The following is a 17727-nucleotide window of genomic DNA, read 5'->3' as shown; positions in this document are numbered from 1 at the left end:
TTAGGGGCATGCCGAATCGTCGCGACGCCATCAGATTTGAAAATGGACAACCAGACCCGTTCGGAGATTTCCCGCAAGAAAGCGATTGAAGCCGCGCTGACCATTCTTAGCCGTGATGGCGTGGGCGGACTGACATTCGATTCGTTGTCACGCGAAAGTGGTATCAGCAAAGGTGGATTGCTGCATCAGTTCCGTACGAAGCAGGGGGTGCTCAGCGCATTGCTGGAGCATCAGCGGCTTCAGTTCGAGCAGATTGCGCGAGACTATATGGCGAGCGAGGGCGCGGCCAAGGCCGAACCGACGCTGGCGGCGCAGATTGCGATTTACCGGGCGGCCGTGAAGCAGCCGCATTCGGTGGCACGGGCGGTTCTGGCGGCGCTTATCGAGAGTCCGAATTTGCTTGAAGAGAGCAAGACGAGCGATGAAGTGAAAATGAAGACGCTGCATGCGGAGGCGAGTGATCCGGATTTGGCGTTGTTGCGGTATTTTGCTGCTAGCGGGATCGCATTTCATTCGTTGTTGGGGCTTTCGCCGTTGAGTGATTCCACCAGGGATGGGTTGTTTGAGAGGTTGCTGGACGAGGATCGGTGGAAGGGTTTGCCGGCGGCGCCTAAGGGGAGGAAGAAGGGCGGCAGGTGAATCCCGCGCTAAGCCTTCCTTCAGCTATATTGCTAAAACGAAGAAAGAAACAAAGCGCATGCCATCTCCAATAACCTTGCAAACCACACCGGCGTCGCCATGCAGGCTCTCAGTTTCCTACCCGACAGCTTCGCGGAATACGAGGATCTCAAGACGATCCTCGACGCCGGCAGCGCAAGCTTCGACATCCGCACGGTTTGCGAGGCGCGCGTCCACGGCAGAACCTTCCCCGTCCTGACCGCAAGCATCGGCTCAAGCGATCCGCAAGCCCCGGCCATCGGATTCTTCGGCGGCATCCACGGATTAGAGCGCATCGGTACGCAACTCGTACTCGACTACATGCGCTCGCTGCTCTCACGTCTCGAATGGGACGAACTGCTGGTGCGGCAGTTGCAATCGGTTCGTCTGATCTTTATGCCCATCTGCAATCCGGGCGGTATGTGGGCAGCCACGCGCGCCAATCCGAATGGCGTCGACCTGATGCGCAACGCGCCGCAAGATGCCGATGAACGCGTGCCGCTGCTCGCGGGTGGCCAGCGTCTCGGTGCCTGGTTGCCGTGGTATCGCGGACGTCGCGGGGCACCCATGGAAGTCGAAGCCGCCGCGCTGCTCAAGCTGGTCGACAGCGAACTGACCTCGCGTCCGCTTAGCTTCGCGCTCGATTGTCATTCGGGTTACGGCTGGCGCGATAGCATCTGGTTTCCGTATGCGCGTACCCGCAAACTGATGCCGCATTTGCCGGAAATGTACGCGCTCAAGACGATGTTCGAGCGTGCCCATCCGCATCACGGCTACGCGTTCGAGCCGCAGAGCCATCAATATCTGCTGCACGGCGATCTATGGGACTACGCCTACGACCGCGCGCCGTCGGAGAGCGTATTTCTGCCGATGACGCTCGAACTCGGCTCATGGCTATGGATCAAGAAGAATCCGCGTCAACTGTTTTCGCGGCAAGGCATGTTCAATCCGGTGAAAGCGCATCGCACCGCGCGTGTCCTGCGGCGTCACGCGAACCTGCTGGACTTCCTGACCCGCGCCGCCTTTGCGTGGCATCGCTGGCTGCCGCAGGGCAACGGGCGCCAGCAGCTTCTGCACAATGCGATTCAGCATTGGTATCGGACGGCGGGTGAATGAGTACGTGGATCCTGCTGCGTGGACTCACGCGTGAGACGCGTCACTGGGGCCGCTTCCCGGCCATCCTGCGTGACGCCGTCAAGACCGACAGCTTGCTGCAGCTCGATCTGCCTGGCAACGGCGCACTTGTCGATCTACGTGCGCCGGCCCAGGTGCCCTCGATGATTGAGTTCGTGCGGCAGGCGGTATTGCAGAGCAGCGTGCCCGGTCCGTATCGCGTGCTGGCGATGTCGCTGGGCGGGATGGTGGCGACGGCATGGGCGCAGCACTATCCTGAGGAGATCGACCGGCTCGTGCTGGTCAACACGAGCATGCGGCCTTTTAGCAGCATGACCGAGCGTCTGCGCCCCCAGGCGTGGCCTCGTTTGCTGCGCGTCGCGGCCGGATGGCGCGACGCCCGTGAGGCCGAGGCGATTATCCATCGGCTGACATGCAACGATTCGCAGGCGCTGGCGGACGATCTTGCCGCGTGGGCCGCGATCCGCGAGAGCGCGCCGGTGAGCCGGGGCAATGCGCTGCGCCAGTTATGGGCCGCGGCCCGCTTCAGCGCCGGCGATGCGGTGCCGCGCTGCGCGACCCTGATCCTGTCGTCGGCGCAGGACCGGCTGGTGAATCCGGTGTGTTCGGCGAAGCTGGCGGCGGCGTGGGGTGCGGCGCATATCCAGCATCCGTGGGCGGGCCACGATCTGCCGCACGACGATCCGGTGTGGACCAGCGAGACGGTCGGCGCCTGGTTGCCGGAGATCGTGGACGCGACGGGGAAGAGATTCTGAAGACGGCAGTCAGCATGGCGAAGATGAAAGCGCCATGCCGCTTGTTTGCCGCGCTGCGGCCTCTACGCGCTAGCGTTACCGGTCAGCCACGTTCAATACCAGCTTGCCGAAATTTTCCCCTGAGAAGAGCTTCAGCAGCGCTTCGGGGAACGCGGCGACACCGCCTGTCACGACGTCCTCCTTCGACTGCATGCGGCCGTCAGCCAGGTAGCCCGCCAGTTCGGCGATGGCCTCCGGATAGCGGGATGCATAGTCGAACACGACGATCCCCTCCATACGCGCCCGGTTGACCAGTAGCGACAGGTAGTTCTTCGGTCCGGCGGCGGGCGTGCTGCCCGGATTGTTGTACTGGCTGATGGCGCCGCAGATGATAATGCGCGCACCGCGTGCCAGCCGTGTCAGCACGGTGTCGAGAATGTCGCCGCCCACGTTGTCGAAATAGACGTGCACGCCGTCCGGGCAATGCTGCTTCAGCCCGTCGCGCACCGAGGACGGAGACGCCTTGTAGTCGATGCACGCATCGAAGCCGAGTTCGCGCACGACCCATTCGCATTTGGCCGCGCCACCGGCGATGCCCACCACCCGGCAGCCCTTGATTTTCGCGAGCTGGCCAACCGTTTGCCCGACTGCGCCGGCCGCGCCGGAGACGACGACGGTTTGGCCCGCCTTCGGCTCGCCGACATCGAGCAGTCCGAAATATGCAGTCATCCCGGGCATGCCGAGCACGTTCAACCACTGCGTGGGGGAACCGAGCCGCGGATCGATTTTGAAAAGGCCGAAGCGTTGCGCGTGCGCGCCGTCGATGCGCGCGAATTCCTGCACGCCGAGCACCGCGCTCACCTGGTCGCCGGCTGCGTACGCCGGATGTTTCGATGCGACGACGGTGCCGATACCGCCGGCACGCATCACTTCGCCGATGCCGACCGGCGCGATGTAGCTCTTGCCCTCGTTCATCCAGCCGCGCATCGCCGGATCGAGCGACAGCGCGAGTGTTTTGACGAGCAGCTGGCCGTCGGCCAGTTCGCTGTCAGCGGGCACGGCCTCTTCGGTGAAGCGCCAGTTCTCCGCTGTCGGCAGGCCGGCCGGTCGCGAGGCGAGACGGATCTGGTGGTTGACGGTGCTCATATTGATTCCTTGTGATCGCCGGGTGCCGGCTATTTTCCAGCCGCGCTCGCGTGGCGAAAGGGGCGATTCGGCCACCGGCTGGGTGATTTCTGGACGGCCCGGGTAAATCCCCGGTTCACAGCCGGGAAGTCCGTTGCTAAGGTCGGGAGCCAATTTTCAATCATACGCATCATACCGGGGTGCACAGGTGACCGGGATCTTGCAGCCGGCGACCTGCTATCTTCACCTGGCCGCAATCCGGCTTCAATGAGGTCTACCCGATGATCGAGGGTCTGCAGCAGCGATTCGCCCATGTCAACGGTATCAGAATGCACTACGTCGAAAAGGGCGAGGGTCCACTGGTGCTGCTTTGTCACGGCTGGCCGGAGTCGTGGTACTCGTGGCGCTGGCAGATCGATGCGCTCGCTTCCGCCGGCTACCGCGTGGTGGCGCCGGATCAGCGCGGCTACGGGCAGACCGAGGCGCCCGAAGCGGTCGAAGCGTACGACATCCTGCATCTGGCCGGCGATCTCGTCGGTCTTGTCAACGCGCTCGGCGACGAGCCGGCCGTGCTGATCGGGCACGACTGGGGCGCGGCCGTTGCCGCCCATGCGGCGTTGCTGCGGCCCGACCGGTTCCACACGCTCGGGCTGCTGAGCGTGCCGTATATGCCGCGGCGGGCCAGGCGTCCGGCGTTGCACTTCCAGCAGATCACGCAGGAGCGCCACTTCTATCAGGAGTACTTTCAACAGCCGGGGCGCATCGAGCGGGAACTCGAGGAAGACATTGGCCGCGCGTTGCTCGGCATTCTCTATACGGCATCCGGAGATGGCGTCAGGGCGGCGCCGTCGGTCAATTTCGCGTCCTTCGACAAGACCACGCGGCTGGTCGACAATCTGACGCTGCCGGATGAGCTGCCGTCGTGGCTGCCCGAAGCGGCGCTGAAATTCTTCGTGGCGGAGTTCGAGCGCAGCGGTTTTCGCGGGCCGATCAACTGGTATCGCAACATCGACCGGAACTGGGAACTGACCGGGTTTCTCGACGGCGCGCGGATCTCGCAGCCTACGTTGTTCATCGCAGGGGAGCTTGATGGCGTGCTGAAGATGGCTGCGAAAGATTTCGAACAACTGGAACTCAACGTCCCCCGTCTTCGGAAGAAGCTCGTAATCCCGGGCGCAGGCCACTGGATCCAGCAGGAACGGCCGGCGCAGGTGAGTGAGGCGATACTGGAATTTCTCGCGGCAGAGCGGGCAGGGCAATCCCAGGCGGACTGATGGACCTGCCCGCAGGACTGAGCGGCTTCGAGCTTCGGCCCGCAACCCTTACGGCACAACCGGAGGTATGAGCGCAGTTCGAGGCGACGGCGCGCGTAGACTCAACGATCTTCCTTGTACTTGACCTGTATTTGCCGCTCCGTGCGTCCGGTAAGCCAGTATGCTTTTGTCGACATATCAGGTGTGCTCGCGCTTTGGGCGGCCATGCTAATCTGTCTGAGGAATAGCTTCGCCCAGCCTGACCGGGCTTACTGGGCTCACAAGGAGATCACTGCATGTTTTCACGAATCGCCTCGCGCCGTTCCCTGGCGCGTGTCTTTACAACCGCTTCGCTGGCGCTCGCCTGCAACGCCGTCTGCCTGAGCGCAGCGTTCGCCCAGGCCACCATTCCTGCTTCCCTGACCCCGGGCGAAGCGACCCATGTCGTCGCAGCACTCAAGGCGAGCGGCACGCAGATCTACACGTGCAAGCGCGACGCCAGCAACAATCTGTCCTGGGCGTTCAAGGCGCCGAGCGCCGAGCTGTACGACGCATCGGGCACACTGATCGTCACGCATAGCGCGGGCCCCTCATGGGCTGCAGCGGACGGCAGCAGGATCACCGGCGCGGTACTCCAGCAAGCGCCGAATACCGATCAGGCCGGCAGCATCCCTCTTCTGCTGCTGCGGGCGACTAATGCCGGTGGCCCTGGCCTGCTTTCTACGGTGCGCTACGTGCAACGTCTCGACACGCATGGCGGTGTCGCGCCAAGCGGACCCTGCACGCAGGAAGGACAGGAAGGGCGCAGTCCATATATAGCCGAATACGTGTTTCTCGGCTGAGACCTCGCAATCGGTTTGCCACTTGGGGCAACACCTTAGTAAGCGTTCATCTGAAAGTCGATGTGCGGATGCACATTGACTTTCAACTATCTGGCGCATAATTCGTATCACGATGCAGTCGATTGCCGCCCGCTGTGGAGGAGATCATGCAAGCGAAGAACGAAGAATCCGTTGCGCACCTGCTGAACGACGTCATCGAATTCGCACGCGGGCGATTGCCCGAACCGACATTCGCAATCGTCGAACCCTTTCTGCGGCACTACTACGATTTCGTCGACGCGGACGATCTGCAAAGTCGCGCAATCGCCGACCTCTACGGCGCGGCACTCGCGCATTGGCAAACCGCCCAGCGCTTCGTTCCCGGCAGCGAACGATTGCGCGTCTATAACCCGATTCTCGAACAGCACGGCTGGCATTCCGATCACACTGTCATCGAGATCGTCAATGACGACATGCCGTTCCTTGTCGATTCGGTGTCGATGGCGGTCAACCGGCTCGGGCTTGCCTTGCATTCGGTCGTGCACCCGGTGTTCCGCATCTGGCGCGGCGCCGACGGCAGTATCGTGCGCGTCGGCCAGGGTGCGGAAGATGCGGCCGACACGCAGTCGCAACTCGCGTCCTTCATCCACTTCGAAGTAGATCGTTGCGGCGACGCCGCCAAGCTCGACTCGCTCAGGGACGATATTGCCAAGGTCTTGGGTGACGTGCGTGCGGCAGTGGAAGACTGGCCGAAGATCGTTGCAATTGCGCGCGGCACCATCAAGGACATGAAGTTGCGCGACACCGGCGTCGAAGGCGCGGAAGCGCGTGCCTTCCTTGAGTGGATGGTGGACGACCACTTCACGTTTCTCGGGCAGCGCGACTACGAACTGGTTTCGCATGACGTGGGCTTTGGCCTGCGTCCACTGCCGGATTCGGGCCTTGGCATTCTGCGCGATGCGCTGCGGCCGGTGGGCGCCGTCGATGTCACGCCGTTGCCGGCCGCCGCCGCACAGATCATCACGGGTCCCTCGCCGATCTTTTTGACCAAAGCGAATTCGCGCGCCACTGTGCATCGGCCCGGATACCTCGATTACGTGGGTATCAAGCTGACCGGCGCGGACGGCAAGATCATCGGCGAGCGCCGTTTCATCGGGCTGTATACGTCGACGGCGTATATCGTATCGGCGTCCGAAATACCTATCGTGCGCCGTAAATGCGCCAATATCGTGCGTCGCGCCGGCTTTTTGCCGAAGGGGCACCTCGCGAAGTCGCTGGTGACGGTGCTGGAGACCTATCCGCGCGACGAACTGTTTCAGGCCGAAGAAGACCAGCTCTACGACATCGCGCTTGGCGTGCTGCGTTTGCAGGAGCATCAGCGCACCCGCCTGTTCGTACGGCGCGACCGGTTCGATCGCTTCGTGTCGTGCCTCGTCTTCGTGCCGCGCGACAAGTACAACACCGACTTGCGGCGCCGCATTGCCAACCTGCTTATGGAGGCATTCAACGGCGCCAGCGTCGAGTTCACCCCCTTGCTTTCGGAGTCGACTCTCGCGCGGATTCACTTCGTCGTGCATGCCGAGCCTGGCGCGATGCCGGATGTGGACACCCGCGAGCTCGAAGCACGGCTCGTGCAGGTGACGCGCCGCTGGCAGGACGATCTGGCCGATGCGCTGATCGATGCGTTTGGCGAAGAACAGGGCAACCGTCTGTTGCAGCACTACGCCGATTCTTTTCCGGCCGGCTACCGCGACGACTATCCGGCCCGCACGGCGGTGCGCGATATCGAACTGATCGAGCGGCTTCAGGGCAGCGAGCGCATTGCCATGAACCTGTATCGGCCGATCGAATCCGGCCCGCGTGCGTTTCGTTTCAAGGTGTACCGGGCGGGGCATCCGATCGCCTTGTCACGCAGTCTGCCGATGCTCGAGCATCTCGGCGTTCGAGTCGATGAAGAGCGTCCCTATCTGATTGAAGCGCTGAACGCGACGCCCGCATGGGTTCATGACTTCGGCCTCGAACTCGCGGACGACGCCGAATTCGATATCGAGCGTGTGAAAAACCTCTTTGAGGATGCGTTCCAGCAGGTCTGGACCGGTGAGATCGAAAGCGACGACTTCAACCGGCTCGTGCTGCGTGCGCAACTGGCGGCGCGTGAAGTGACGATCTTGCGTGCCTATGCGAAGTATCTGCGGCAGGTCGGTTCGACCTTCAGCGATGCCTACATCGAACGCGCACTGACCGGCAATCCCACGATTGCCCGCAAGCTCGTCGAACTGTTCGTGGCGCGCTTCGACCCGTCGCTGGGCGACACGCGCGAGCAGCGTGTGGAATTGCTGCTCAAGTGGATCGATAGCGCGCTCGACCAGGTGCCGAATCTTGACGAGGACCGCATCCTGCGGCAGTTTCTCGGCGTAATCAAGGCCACCCAGCGCACGAATTACTACCGGCTCGACGAGCAGGGGCGCCCCAAGCCCTATCTATCGTTCAAGTTCAACCCGGCGCATGTGCCAGGCTTGCCTGAGCCCAAGCCGATGTTCGAGATCTGGGTGTACGCACCGCGCGTCGAAGGCGTGCACCTGAGAGGAGGGCGAGCCGCGCGCGGTGGCCTGCGCTGGTCCGACCGGCGTGAGGATTTCCGTACGGAAGTCCTCGGCCTGATGAAAGCGCAAATGGTGAAGAACGTGGTGATCGTGCCGGTGGGCTCGAAGGGTGGCTTCGTCGTGAAGAACCCGCCGCCGCCCGGCGACCGCGAAGCGTGGATGCGCGAAGGCATCGCCTGCTATCAGACCTTCCTGCGCGGCCTGCTGGATCTGACCGATAACCTGGCCGGCACCGATATCGTGCCGCCGCCCGATGTGGTGCGGCACGATGGCGACGACCCGTATCTGGTGGTGGCCGCGGACAAGGGCACCGCCACGTTCTCCGACTATGCGAACGCAATTTCTCAGGAGTACGGATTCTGGCTCGACGACGCGTTTGCTTCGGGCGGCTCGGTCGGCTACGACCACAAGAAGATGGCAATCACCGCGCGCGGCGCCTGGGAATCGGTGAAGCGGCATTTCCGTGAGATGGGCGTCGACACCCAGACCATGGACTTTACGGTGGTGGGTATCGGCGATATGTCCGGCGATGTGTTCGGCAACGGCATGCTGCTGTCGCCGCATATCAAGCTCGTGGCCGCGTTCGACCATCGCCATATCTTTCTCGACCCGAACCCCGATCCGGGCGCCAGTCTGGCCGAGCGTGGGCGCCTCTTTATCCTCGAGCGCTCAAGCTGGGCCGACTACGATCCGACGCTGATCTCGGCCGGCGGTGGCGTATTTCCGCGTACGGCCAAGACCGTTCCGGTATCGGCTGCGATGCAGGCCATACTTGGCATTAATGCCGCCGCGCTACCGCCGAACGAACTGATCCGCGCGATTCTGCAGGCGCCGGTGGATCTGCTCTATAACGGCGGCGTCGGCACCTACGTCAAGGCGAGCCGCGAGACCCATGCGCAGGTCGGCGACCGCACCAACGACGCGTTGCGCGTGAACGGCGCGGATCTGCGCTGCAAGGTGGTGGCGGAGGGCGGTAACCTGGGACTCACGCACCTCGGGCGGATCGAGTTCGCATTGCGCGGTGGCCGCATCAACACCGACGCAATCGACAATTCGGCCGGCGTGGATTGTTCGGATCACGAAGTCAACATCAAGATTCTGCTCGGCCTCGTCGTGAAAGATGGCGAGATGACCGAAAAGCAGCGTAACGCGCAGCTTGCCGACATGACCGACGAAGTCGGACTTCTGGTCCTGCAGGACAACTACTATCAGACCCAGGCGTTGTCGATCGCGGGCCGCTACAGTATCGAACTGTTCGACGCCGAAACACGTTTCATGCGCTGGCTCGAACGGGCGGGGCGTTTGAATCGCGTGATTGAGTTCTTGCCGACCGACGAGGAAATCGCCGAGCGCCAGGCGGCCAAGCAAGGCCTGACCTCACCGGAGCGCGCGGTCCTGCTTGCCTACAGCAAGATGTGGCTGTACGACGCGCTGCTTGAATCCGATATGCCGGAAGATCCGTTGGTCAGCAGCATGCTGATCGACTATTTTCCGAAACCGTTGCGCCACCGCTTCAGGGAGCCGATACAGCGCCATCCGCTAAGGCGCGAGATTCTCGCCACGTATCTGACTAACGCGCTTGTCAACCGCGTGGGCTGTGAATTCGTGCACCGTCTTATGGAAGAGACCGATGCGCAGCCGGGCGAGATCGTGCGGGCCTGCATCATGGCGCGCGACGTCTTCGATCTGGACGACGTGTGGCACAGCATCGATGCGCTCGATAACCGCGTGGCCGACGATGTCCAGGCGCGCATGTTCGTCGAGGTAGCGCGACTCGTGGAGCGAACCGCGCTGTGGTTCTTGCGGCAACTGCAATCGGGCGCCGTCGTCGACGTGACCGATCTGCTGGCGCGTTGCCGCGATGCCGCGCAGCGGCTCGCGTCGCAATGGCCTGCATTGCTGCCCGCCGCCGATCTGGAAGCGCTGATGGAACGGCAGCGGATTCTGGTGGACGCCGGCGTCGACAGCGAACTGGCGGTGCGGGTGGCGAGCGGCGAAATCTCCGCGGCCTTGCTCGACATTGCCGAGGTGGCCGCCACCTGCGGCAAGAATCTTGAACTCGTGGCAGGCGTGTATTTCGCGCTCGGCACGCAGCTCAACTATGGCTGGATCGCCGAACGCGCCAACGCGCTGCCTGCGCCGACGCATTGGGACATGCTCGCGCGCGCCGCTGCGCTCGCCGAACTGGCTCGCCTCAAGCGTGCCCTGACGACGAGCGCGCTGGCGGGCGCCACGGAATCGTCGACGCCGGACGAACTGGTCGAACGATGGCAAGCCCAACGTGCGGCGCCGCTCGAGCGATATGCGCGACTGGTTGCCGACCTGCGCGCATCGGGCGGTTCGAGCCTCTCGGTGCTGCTTGTGATCGTGCGGGAAATGGCGCTGTTGGAGCGGACCTGAAGGTGGCCGGCAACGGCGAGGTAAGGCGGCGGCGAGGGGCTCGTAGACGGGAGTTGGACGCATGGCACCCTGATTGCCCATAATAGCGACTCTTGCCATTCCGCCTTGAACCCGCCATGACCGATCACGTAGCATCGAATCCCGCTGTGCCGCGCCTCACGAGCCTTTCGCATGGCGGCGGCTGCGGCTGCAAGATTGCGCCGGGCGTGCTGGCCGATCTGCTCAAGCGCAGTGTGCCGCTACCGGCGTTTCCCGACCTGCTGGTCGGCACCGAGACCGCCGACGATGCCGCCGTGTACCGCCTGAACGATGAGCAGGCGATTATCGCCACCACCGATTTCTTCATGCCGATTGTCGACGATCCGTACGATTTCGGCCGCATTGCGGCGACCAATGCGCTCTCCGACGTATATGCAATGGGCGGCAAGCCGATTCTCGCGCTCGCGCTGGTCGGCATGCCGATCAACGTGTTACCGCACGACGTGATCGCGGCGGTGCTGCGCGGCGGTGAAGATGTCTGCACGCAGGCGGGCATTCCGGTGGCCGGTGGTCATTCGATCGATTCCGTCGAGCCGATCTACGGTCTCGCCGCGCTGGGCGTGATCCATCCGCAGCGCGTCAAGCGCAACGCGGGGGCTCGCGCCGGCGACGTGCTGGTGCTGGGCAAGCCGCTCGGCGTGGGTGTGTTGTCCGCGGCCCTGAAAAAGAACCAGCTCGACGACGCAGGCTACCGCGAGATGATTGCGAACACCACCAAGCTGAACCGCCCCGGGACCGATCTCGCTGCATTGCCGGGCGTGCATGCACTGACCGACGTCACGGGCTTCGGCCTGCTTGGACATACGCTAGAACTGGCGCGCGGGGCGGGGCTGAGCGCCCATCTGCGCTATGCAGACCTGCCGTGGCTCACCGGTGTCGAAGCGTTCGCGGATGCGGGCGTGATTACCGGCGCGTCGGGGCGTAACTGGGCTTCGTATGGCGAGAGCGTCGGTTTAAGCGCGGGACTGCCGGAGCGCGCTCGCGCGTTGCTCACCGATCCGCAAACCTCAGGTGGTCTGCTGGTCTCCTGCACGCCGGAAAGCGTCGATGACGTGCTGGCGATTTTCCGCGCCGACGGCTTCGATCGTGCGGTAGTGATTGGTGAGATGCGCGACGGCACGCCGCGCGTCGAGGTGGCGTGATCGAACGATGAAAGAAGAATCGCCGAAAGCCATTTTTTACGCCCTCGCCGCAAACATCGGGATTGCCGTTTTCAAGTTCGCCGCTGCGATCTTCACGCAGTCCGGCTCCATGTTCGCCGAGGCCATTCACTCGAGCGCCGACTGCGGCAATCAGCTTCTGCTGCTGTTCGGTCTGCGCGAGGCGCGCAAGCCGCCCAGTCCGTTGCATCCGATGGGCGCCGGGCGCGAAATCAATTTTTACTCGCTGCTGGTCGCCTTGCTGCTGTTCTTTGTCGGCGGCGCGTTTTCCGTCTACGAGGGCGTGCACCGGCTGTTTGAGCGCGAACCGTTGTCGCACGCTTACCTGGCGCTGGCTGTACTGGGTGTCTCGGTCGTGCTCGAATCGTTGTCGCTTGCGGGTGCGGTCAGGGAGATCCGCAAGACGCATCCGGACAAATCCATGTGGCGCTGGTTTCGCGAAACGCGCGAATCGGATCTGCTGGTCGTAGCCGGCGAGGATATCGCGGCACTGATGGGTCTTGCGATTGCATTCGTGGCCGTTTTGCTGACGATGATCACCGGCAATCCGGCCTTCGACGCATTTGGCTCAATCGGCGTTGGCGTATTGCTGATGGTGATCGCGTGGCTCGTGGCGCGCGAAGTGAAATCGATGATCGTCGGCGAGTCGGCGAGTCCGGAAGTGCGGCGTGCAATCGAAGCTCATCTGCGGGCGCGGCCCGAGATTCGCGGCATCATCAATCTCATCACCCTCCAATGGGGCCGCGAAGTCGTGGTCGCGGTGCAGGCCGAGATGATCGCGTATCCGAGCGGCCGCGCGATGGTCGACGCGATCAATGTGATCGAAGCCGATCTGCAGGAAACGTTTCCGCAGGTGCGCTGGGTGTTTTTCGAGCCGGACGTGCCGCGCGATCAACGGGGCTGATCGTCAGTCATCCTGCCAGACACGATCAGCCCCATCCAGGCTAAGCGCGAAGCGAGCACGCACGCGGCACGGCGCCGCGTGCAATGCCGTGCCGTGGCTTACTTGAAACCGGTCACTTCGTGGGGCACGTATAGCTCTTCGAGCTGCTTGATCTCTTCCGCACTCAGTTTGAGCGAAAGCGCCGCAACCGCATCGTCAAGGTGATGCGCTTTGGTTGCACCCACAATCGGTGCACTGATCACGCTCTTTTGCAGAACCCATGCCAATGCAACCTGCGCGCGAGGCACGCCGCGGGCTGCCGCGATCTCCCCAACCCGTTCGACGATGCGGCGGTCCGCGTCTTCCGTCTTCGCATACAGCGTACGGCCGAATTCGTCGGTCTCCGAGCGCGCGCTGCTGGTGTTCCAGTCACGCGTGAGACGTCCGCGGGCAAGCGGGCTCCACGGAATCACGCCGATTCCTTCGCTGGCGCAGAGCGGCAGCATCTCGCGCTCTTCCTCGCGATACAGCAAGTTCACGTAGTTCTGCATCGTTACGAAGCGGGTCCAGCCGTGTTTTTCGGCAACGTGCAGTGCTTTCGAGAACTGCCACGCATACATCGACGACGCACCGATATAGCGTGCCTTGCCCGCTTTCACGACGTCGTGCAGCGCTTCCATGGTTTCTTCGATGGGCGTGGTGTAGTCCCAGCGGTGGATCTGATACAGGTCCACATAGTCCGTGCCGAGACGCCGCAGGCTCGCATCGATTTCAGCCATGATCGCCTTGCGCGACAGGCCCATGCCGTTTGCGCCGGCATGCATGCGGCCGTGAACCTTGGTGGCGAGCACGATCTCGTCGCGCTTGGCCATGTCCTTCAGCGCGCGGCCGACAATCTCTTCGCTGGTGCCGTCGGAATAGACGTTGGCCGTATCGAAGAAGTTGATGCCGTGGTCCAGCGCCTGCTTGATGAACGGGCGCGAATCGCTCTCGCCGAGTGTCCACTCATGGTTGCCCCGGTCCGATACACCGTAGCTCATGCAACCGAGGCAAAGCCGAGAGACATCGAGGCCTGTGCGGCCCAGTTTCACATACTCCATGTCACGCTCCTGTGTGTAATGCCGATGTGTTGTACGGACTTTCAAATGCAACAAGCGGCGCGACCGCATACATGATGCGGTCGCATGCCTCTTTTAAGCATATTTGAAAATCGCCGACACTGCAGTGCCACAGGCAGGCAAGAGCTAAACGCGGGTGAACGCGGGCGACCGGCCCTCAGTGCTGCGTCGAGCGGAACGGCGTCCAGACTGGCGTATCGCTGTCCCAATGGTCGAGTTCGGATGGATTCATGATTCACTCCTGTCGATTCGTTTGCGGTGCACGATGGCGCTGCGACAGAGTGAACTGTAGGCTTTCGCGACGCGCGGATAAACGGCGGATCGGCGAAATGAATTGTTGTGAATTCAGAACAATGGCGGCAATCGCGGTGTGGAGGCCGCGATTGCCGTCATCTGTATTGCGGGGCGGATCAGGCGACCCACTCCGTGATTACCGGTGTATCGAGCGTAGGCGCGGACTCGCGCTCCTCGATGGTGCGCTTCGAGCAAGGCGTGTCGAGACTGCCGCGGCCGCTCAACAACGGGCAGCGGTCGAATAGCTCCGCAATCCAGTCGACAAACACGCGCACTTTCGGCGACAGATGCCGGCTGTGCGGATAGACCGCGGAAATCGGCATGGGCATCGGCTTGATCTCGGGCAGCACCTCCACCAGTTGGCCCGACTGCAGATGCGGCAGCACCATGAAAAGCGCCGGCTGAATCAGCCCAAAGCCTTCGAGACCACAGGTGACGTAGGCATCCGCGTCGTTGACCGACACCGTGCCCTTCATTTTTACTTCGACTTCCTTGCCGTCGACCTTGAAGGCCCAGTCGATTACGCGGCCAGTGCGGCTCGAAAAATAATTCACCGCGCTATGCGACTCGAGATCGTCGAGCGTAAGCGGTGTGCCGTACTTCTGCAGATATTCCGGCGCGGCGCACGTCACGCCTTCGAAGATGCCGATCCGGCGCGCAACCAGCGACGAATCCTGCAGCGCGCCGACCCGCACCACGCAATCCACCCCTTCTTGCAGCAGATCGACCGGGCGGTCGGTCAGGCCGAGTTGCAGGTCGATATCCGGGTAGCGAGTGTGGAATTCACACAGGGAAGGGATCACCAGCAGCCGGCCGATCGAGCCCGGCATGTCGATGCGCAGCTTGCCGTGCGGCTTCTTGTTGCCGCTCTGGAAACTGGTTTCGGTTTCTTCTACGTCCGCGAGAATTCGCACGCAGCGCTCGTAGTACGCCGCGCCGTCCGGCGTGAGCGACAGGCGCCGCGTCGTGCGGTGCATGAGCCGTGTGCCGAGAAACGATTCCAGATTCTGGATGATGGTGGTGACCGAAGCGCGCGGCAGGTCGAGCGTCTCCGCGGCACGCGTGAAACTGTTGGTGTCGACGACACGGGTGAACACTTGCATGGCCTGGAGACGGTCCATGGCTAACCTCCAAGAAGGGGCTGGCGGCGCGCAGCGCCAATCGAATAGGCACGGATTAGCCCGGTTTCGCCGGGCGCCGAATTCGATTGTTTGGGCGTACCGAATTGTGTTGCCGGATTATAGGCATTTATTTAGAAGTCTGCCGAACCCACAATTCGCACCATTCCAGTTCTATGCGTATTGCGCCGTTCGACATGAATGCATTCAAACCGCCGTACTCCTCGCCGTACACCTTTGTACCGCTTGACCTTGCTCAGGCGGACGATGTCGGTTCGGCACATGCGGCGCTCGACGTGACGGACGTGACGATTGAGGGGCACGCGCAGGACATCAAGCTGCGGCTGTACCGCCTGACGGGCAAAACCGCACTGCCAGTACTGCTTTATTTTCACGGCGGCGGCTTTGTGCGCGGCTCGCTGGACGATGCGGACTTCCCCGCACGCTATTTCGCAGAGCACCTGCCGGCGCTGGTTGTCTCGGTCGGCTACTCGCTTGCGCCGCAATTTCCGTTTCCCACGGCGCCGGAAGACGCACACCGCGCTGCGCTGTGGGTGCAGACCCGCGCACGGGCGTTCGGCGGCAACACCAAACATATCGGCGTCGCGGGACATGACGCGGGCGGCCAGATTGCCAATTGCCTCGCCTTTATCTCGCGCGACCGTGGCGACGTGCGGATTTCGGCGCAGGCGCTGTTCGGCCCGATGCTCGATCCGAGTCTCACGCGCCTTGGCGACGAACAGCGGCTTGGCTCCGATATTACCGCCAAGGAATGCGCAGCGTGCTATCGCGCGTATCTGCCGCAAGCCTCGCAGCGTATGCATCCGTATGCCGCGCCTCTCGAGTCGTCACGGCTTGCAGGCTTGCCCGCCACGCTGATCGCGACTGCGCAGAACGATGTGCTGCACGTCGAGGCCGAGAAATATGCCAGCAGCCTGATCGATGCAGGCGTGGCGACCCAGGTGGTCCGCTATCCGAGCGTCTCGCATGCCGCGCTCGCCGACCATCCGGAAGCGCTGCAGGAGGCTGTGCGCTTTTTCCAGTGCCGCCTCGCAGCGCGCACCCAACGATAAACGTATTTCAATCAACAAACGCCGGGAGCCTTTCATGTCTATTTTTTCTCCTTCGCGCCACCGTCTGGCGCTAGCGGTTCTGACCGTTGTGATCATTGCCGGGCTCGGCACATTCGGCGCGATTCGCGTCGATGCGAGCTCGCCCGCCCACGCCGCGCCGACCATCGTGCCGGAAGTGGACGTGGCAGCCGTGATCCAGAAAACCATCACCGACTGGCAAAGCTATTCGGGGCGCCTCGAAGCGGTCGAGAAGGTTGCAGTACGTCCGCAGGTGTCGGGCACGATCGTTTCGGTGAACTTCAAGGATGGCGCGCTGGTGAAGAAGGGCGACACGCTGTTCGTGATCGATCCGCGCCCGTATCAGGCCGAAGTAGACCGCACCGCCGCGCAACTGGCGGCGGCGCAGGCGCAGGCGGGTTATACGCAAAGCGACTGGGAGCGCGCACAGCGCCTGATCGGCGATAACGCCATTGCCAAGCGCGACTACGACGAGAAGCAGAACGCCGCGCGTGGCGCGAGCGCCAACGTCAAGGCAGCGCAGGCAGCGCTCGAAACCGCGCAGATTAACCTTGGCTACACCAAGGTTATTGCGCCGGTGTCGGGCCGCGTGTCGCGTGCGGAGATCACCGTGGGCAACGTCGTCTCGGCCGGCGCAGGTTCGCCGCCGCTGACGACGCTGGTGTCGGTGTCGCCGATCTATGCATCGTTCGATGCGGACGAGCAGACGTATCTGGAGTACATCGGCCGCGAGAAGGACGGCACCAAAGTACCGGTGCAACTGGGCCTCGCTGACGAATCGGGCTACTCGCGCAACGGTGTGATCGATTCGGTCGACAACCAGCTCGACACCTCGTCCGGCACGATCCGCGTACGCGCGCGCTTCGACAATCAGGACGGCACACTGATTCCGGGTCTGTACGCCCGCATCAAGGTGAGCGGCAGCGCGCCGCACGCGGCGCTGTTGATTGACGACGCTGCAGTGGGCACCGATCAGGACAAGAAGTTCGTGTTCGTCGTCGACAAGAGCGATCAGGTCGTGTACCGCGAGGTGCAGCTTGGCGCGATGCAAGGCGGCCTGCGCGTCGTCAAGTCGGGTCTGCAAAACGGTGACCGGATCGTCGTCAACGGAACGCAACGTGTGCGGCCGGGCGAAACGGTACGCGCCCATGCTGTGCCGATGAACGGCGACGAAGATGCGGACAGCGCGTCGGTAGCACAAACGCAGGGTCATGCGAAAGCGCAGGGCAATTCGTGAGCTTGGTGCTTAACGATTGCTGCTTGCGCGCCGCATTCCAGCGCTTTAATTTCAAGAGCC

At 62.8% G+C, this 17727-nt stretch carries 13 protein-coding genes; 10 read left to right on the top strand and 3 right to left on the bottom strand.

Annotated features, from left to right (window positions below; all coding sequences use genetic code 11):
- The first annotated feature begins 42 nt into the window (after positions 1 to 42).
- The 3 genes from P3T20_RS02370 (at position 43) to P3T20_RS02360 (ending at position 2546) form a co-directional block, all read left to right on the top strand.
- The gene (locus P3T20_RS02370) at positions 43 to 639 is read left to right on the top strand and encodes a TetR family transcriptional regulator (protein WP_429285941.1); all 597 of its coding nucleotides are present in this window, start codon (positions 43 to 45) and stop codon (positions 637 to 639) included.
- Between the two features lie 99 nt (positions 640 to 738).
- Positions 739 to 1773, top strand: coding sequence for a M14 family zinc carboxypeptidase (locus P3T20_RS02365; protein ID WP_074269040.1), 1035 nt, complete (start codon positions 739 to 741; stop codon positions 1771 to 1773).
- The gene (locus P3T20_RS02360) at positions 1770 to 2546 is read left to right on the top strand and encodes an alpha/beta fold hydrolase (RefSeq protein WP_429285940.1); all 777 of its coding nucleotides are present in this window, start codon (positions 1770 to 1772) and stop codon (positions 2544 to 2546) included. Before P3T20_RS02365 ends, P3T20_RS02360 begins: the two co-directional genes overlap by 4 nt.
- A 75-nt stretch (positions 2547 to 2621) precedes the next feature.
- On the opposite strand, the gene P3T20_RS02355 is transcribed toward P3T20_RS02360, so the two are convergent.
- Complete coding sequence (locus P3T20_RS02355) at positions 2622 to 3671, bottom strand: NADP-dependent oxidoreductase (protein ID WP_429285939.1); 1050 nt, start codon at positions 3669 to 3671, stop codon at positions 2622 to 2624.
- A gap of 260 nt (positions 3672 to 3931) precedes the next feature.
- Between P3T20_RS02355 and P3T20_RS02350 the strand changes: the two genes are divergently transcribed.
- From P3T20_RS02350 to P3T20_RS02330, 5 genes are all read left to right on the top strand, one after another.
- On the top strand, positions 3932 to 4924 hold the full coding sequence (locus P3T20_RS02350; protein WP_429285938.1) for an alpha/beta fold hydrolase: 993 nt from the start codon (positions 3932 to 3934) through the stop codon (positions 4922 to 4924).
- A 275-nt stretch (positions 4925 to 5199) separates the two neighbouring features.
- On the top strand, positions 5200 to 5745 hold the full coding sequence (locus P3T20_RS02345; RefSeq protein WP_429285937.1) for a DUF3455 domain-containing protein: 546 nt from the start codon (positions 5200 to 5202) through the stop codon (positions 5743 to 5745).
- 146 nt (positions 5746 to 5891) lie between these two features.
- The gene (locus P3T20_RS02340) at positions 5892 to 10727 is read left to right on the top strand and encodes an NAD-glutamate dehydrogenase (RefSeq protein WP_429285936.1); all 4836 of its coding nucleotides are present in this window, start codon (positions 5892 to 5894) and stop codon (positions 10725 to 10727) included.
- Positions 10728 to 10843: 116 nt separating this feature from the next.
- Positions 10844 to 11908: a selenide, water dikinase SelD gene (gene selD, locus P3T20_RS02335; RefSeq protein ID WP_074269036.1), complete on the top strand. Its 1065-nt coding sequence runs from the start codon at positions 10844 to 10846 to the stop codon at positions 11906 to 11908.
- A 7-nt stretch (positions 11909 to 11915) separates the two neighbouring features.
- Complete coding sequence (locus P3T20_RS02330; RefSeq protein WP_074269035.1) at positions 11916 to 12830, top strand: cation diffusion facilitator family transporter; 915 nt, start codon at positions 11916 to 11918, stop codon at positions 12828 to 12830.
- 98 nt (positions 12831 to 12928) lie between these two features.
- On the opposite strand, the gene P3T20_RS02325 is transcribed toward P3T20_RS02330, so the two are convergent.
- Positions 12929 to 13909, bottom strand: coding sequence for an aldo/keto reductase (locus P3T20_RS02325; RefSeq protein ID WP_429285935.1), 981 nt, complete (start codon positions 13907 to 13909; stop codon positions 12929 to 12931).
- Between the two features lie 428 nt (positions 13910 to 14337).
- Positions 14338 to 15342, bottom strand: coding sequence for a LysR family transcriptional regulator (locus P3T20_RS02320; protein ID WP_074269033.1), 1005 nt, complete (start codon positions 15340 to 15342; stop codon positions 14338 to 14340).
- A 194-nt stretch (positions 15343 to 15536) separates the two neighbouring features.
- Between P3T20_RS02320 and P3T20_RS02315 the strand changes: the two genes are divergently transcribed.
- Positions 15537 to 16412 (top strand): alpha/beta hydrolase, encoded by an 876-nt coding sequence (locus tag P3T20_RS02315; protein WP_429285934.1) that lies wholly within the window; start codon positions 15537 to 15539, stop codon positions 16410 to 16412.
- A gap of 34 nt (positions 16413 to 16446) precedes the next feature.
- Positions 16447 to 17667: an efflux RND transporter periplasmic adaptor subunit gene (locus tag P3T20_RS02310; protein WP_074269032.1), complete on the top strand. Its 1221-nt coding sequence runs from the start codon at positions 16447 to 16449 to the stop codon at positions 17665 to 17667.
- Positions 17668 to 17727 lie beyond the last annotated feature (60 nt).

Source organism: Paraburkholderia sp. GAS206C (assembly GCF_050435645.1).
Lineage (GTDB): Bacteria > Pseudomonadota > Gammaproteobacteria > Burkholderiales > Burkholderiaceae > Paraburkholderia > Paraburkholderia phenazinium_B.
Note: the sequence above shows the minus strand (reverse complement) of the source record. Positions and strands in the feature narration are given on the sequence as shown.

Bases quoted from the DNA above. Each gene is read 5' to 3' on its own strand.
- P3T20_RS02340 (WP_429285936.1), top strand. From the start codon at position 5,892: ATGCAAGCGAAGAACGAAGAATCCGTTGCGCACCTGCTGAACGACGTC.
- P3T20_RS02350 (WP_429285938.1), top strand. From the start codon at position 3,932: ATGATCGAGGGTCTGCAGCAGCGATTCGCCCATGTCAACGGTATCAGA.
- P3T20_RS02325 (WP_429285935.1), bottom strand. From the start codon at position 13,909: ATGGAGTATGTGAAACTGGGCCGCACAGGCCTCGATGTCTCTCGGCTT.
- P3T20_RS02365 (WP_074269040.1), top strand. From the start codon at position 739: ATGCAGGCTCTCAGTTTCCTACCCGACAGCTTCGCGGAATACGAGGAT.
- P3T20_RS02360 (WP_429285940.1), top strand. From the start codon at position 1,770: ATGAGTACGTGGATCCTGCTGCGTGGACTCACGCGTGAGACGCGTCAC.
- P3T20_RS02315 (WP_429285934.1), top strand. From the start codon at position 15,537: ATGAATGCATTCAAACCGCCGTACTCCTCGCCGTACACCTTTGTACCG.
- P3T20_RS02345 (WP_429285937.1), top strand. From the start codon at position 5,200: ATGTTTTCACGAATCGCCTCGCGCCGTTCCCTGGCGCGTGTCTTTACA.
- selD (WP_074269036.1), top strand. From the start codon at position 10,844: ATGACCGATCACGTAGCATCGAATCCCGCTGTGCCGCGCCTCACGAGC.
- P3T20_RS02330 (WP_074269035.1), top strand. From the start codon at position 11,916: ATGAAAGAAGAATCGCCGAAAGCCATTTTTTACGCCCTCGCCGCAAAC.
- P3T20_RS02320 (WP_074269033.1), bottom strand. From the start codon at position 15,342: ATGGACCGTCTCCAGGCCATGCAAGTGTTCACCCGTGTCGTCGACACC.
- P3T20_RS02370 (WP_429285941.1), top strand. From the start codon at position 43: ATGGACAACCAGACCCGTTCGGAGATTTCCCGCAAGAAAGCGATTGAA.
- P3T20_RS02310 (WP_074269032.1), top strand. From the start codon at position 16,447: ATGTCTATTTTTTCTCCTTCGCGCCACCGTCTGGCGCTAGCGGTTCTG.
- P3T20_RS02355 (WP_429285939.1), bottom strand. From the start codon at position 3,671: ATGAGCACCGTCAACCACCAGATCCGTCTCGCCTCGCGACCGGCCGGC.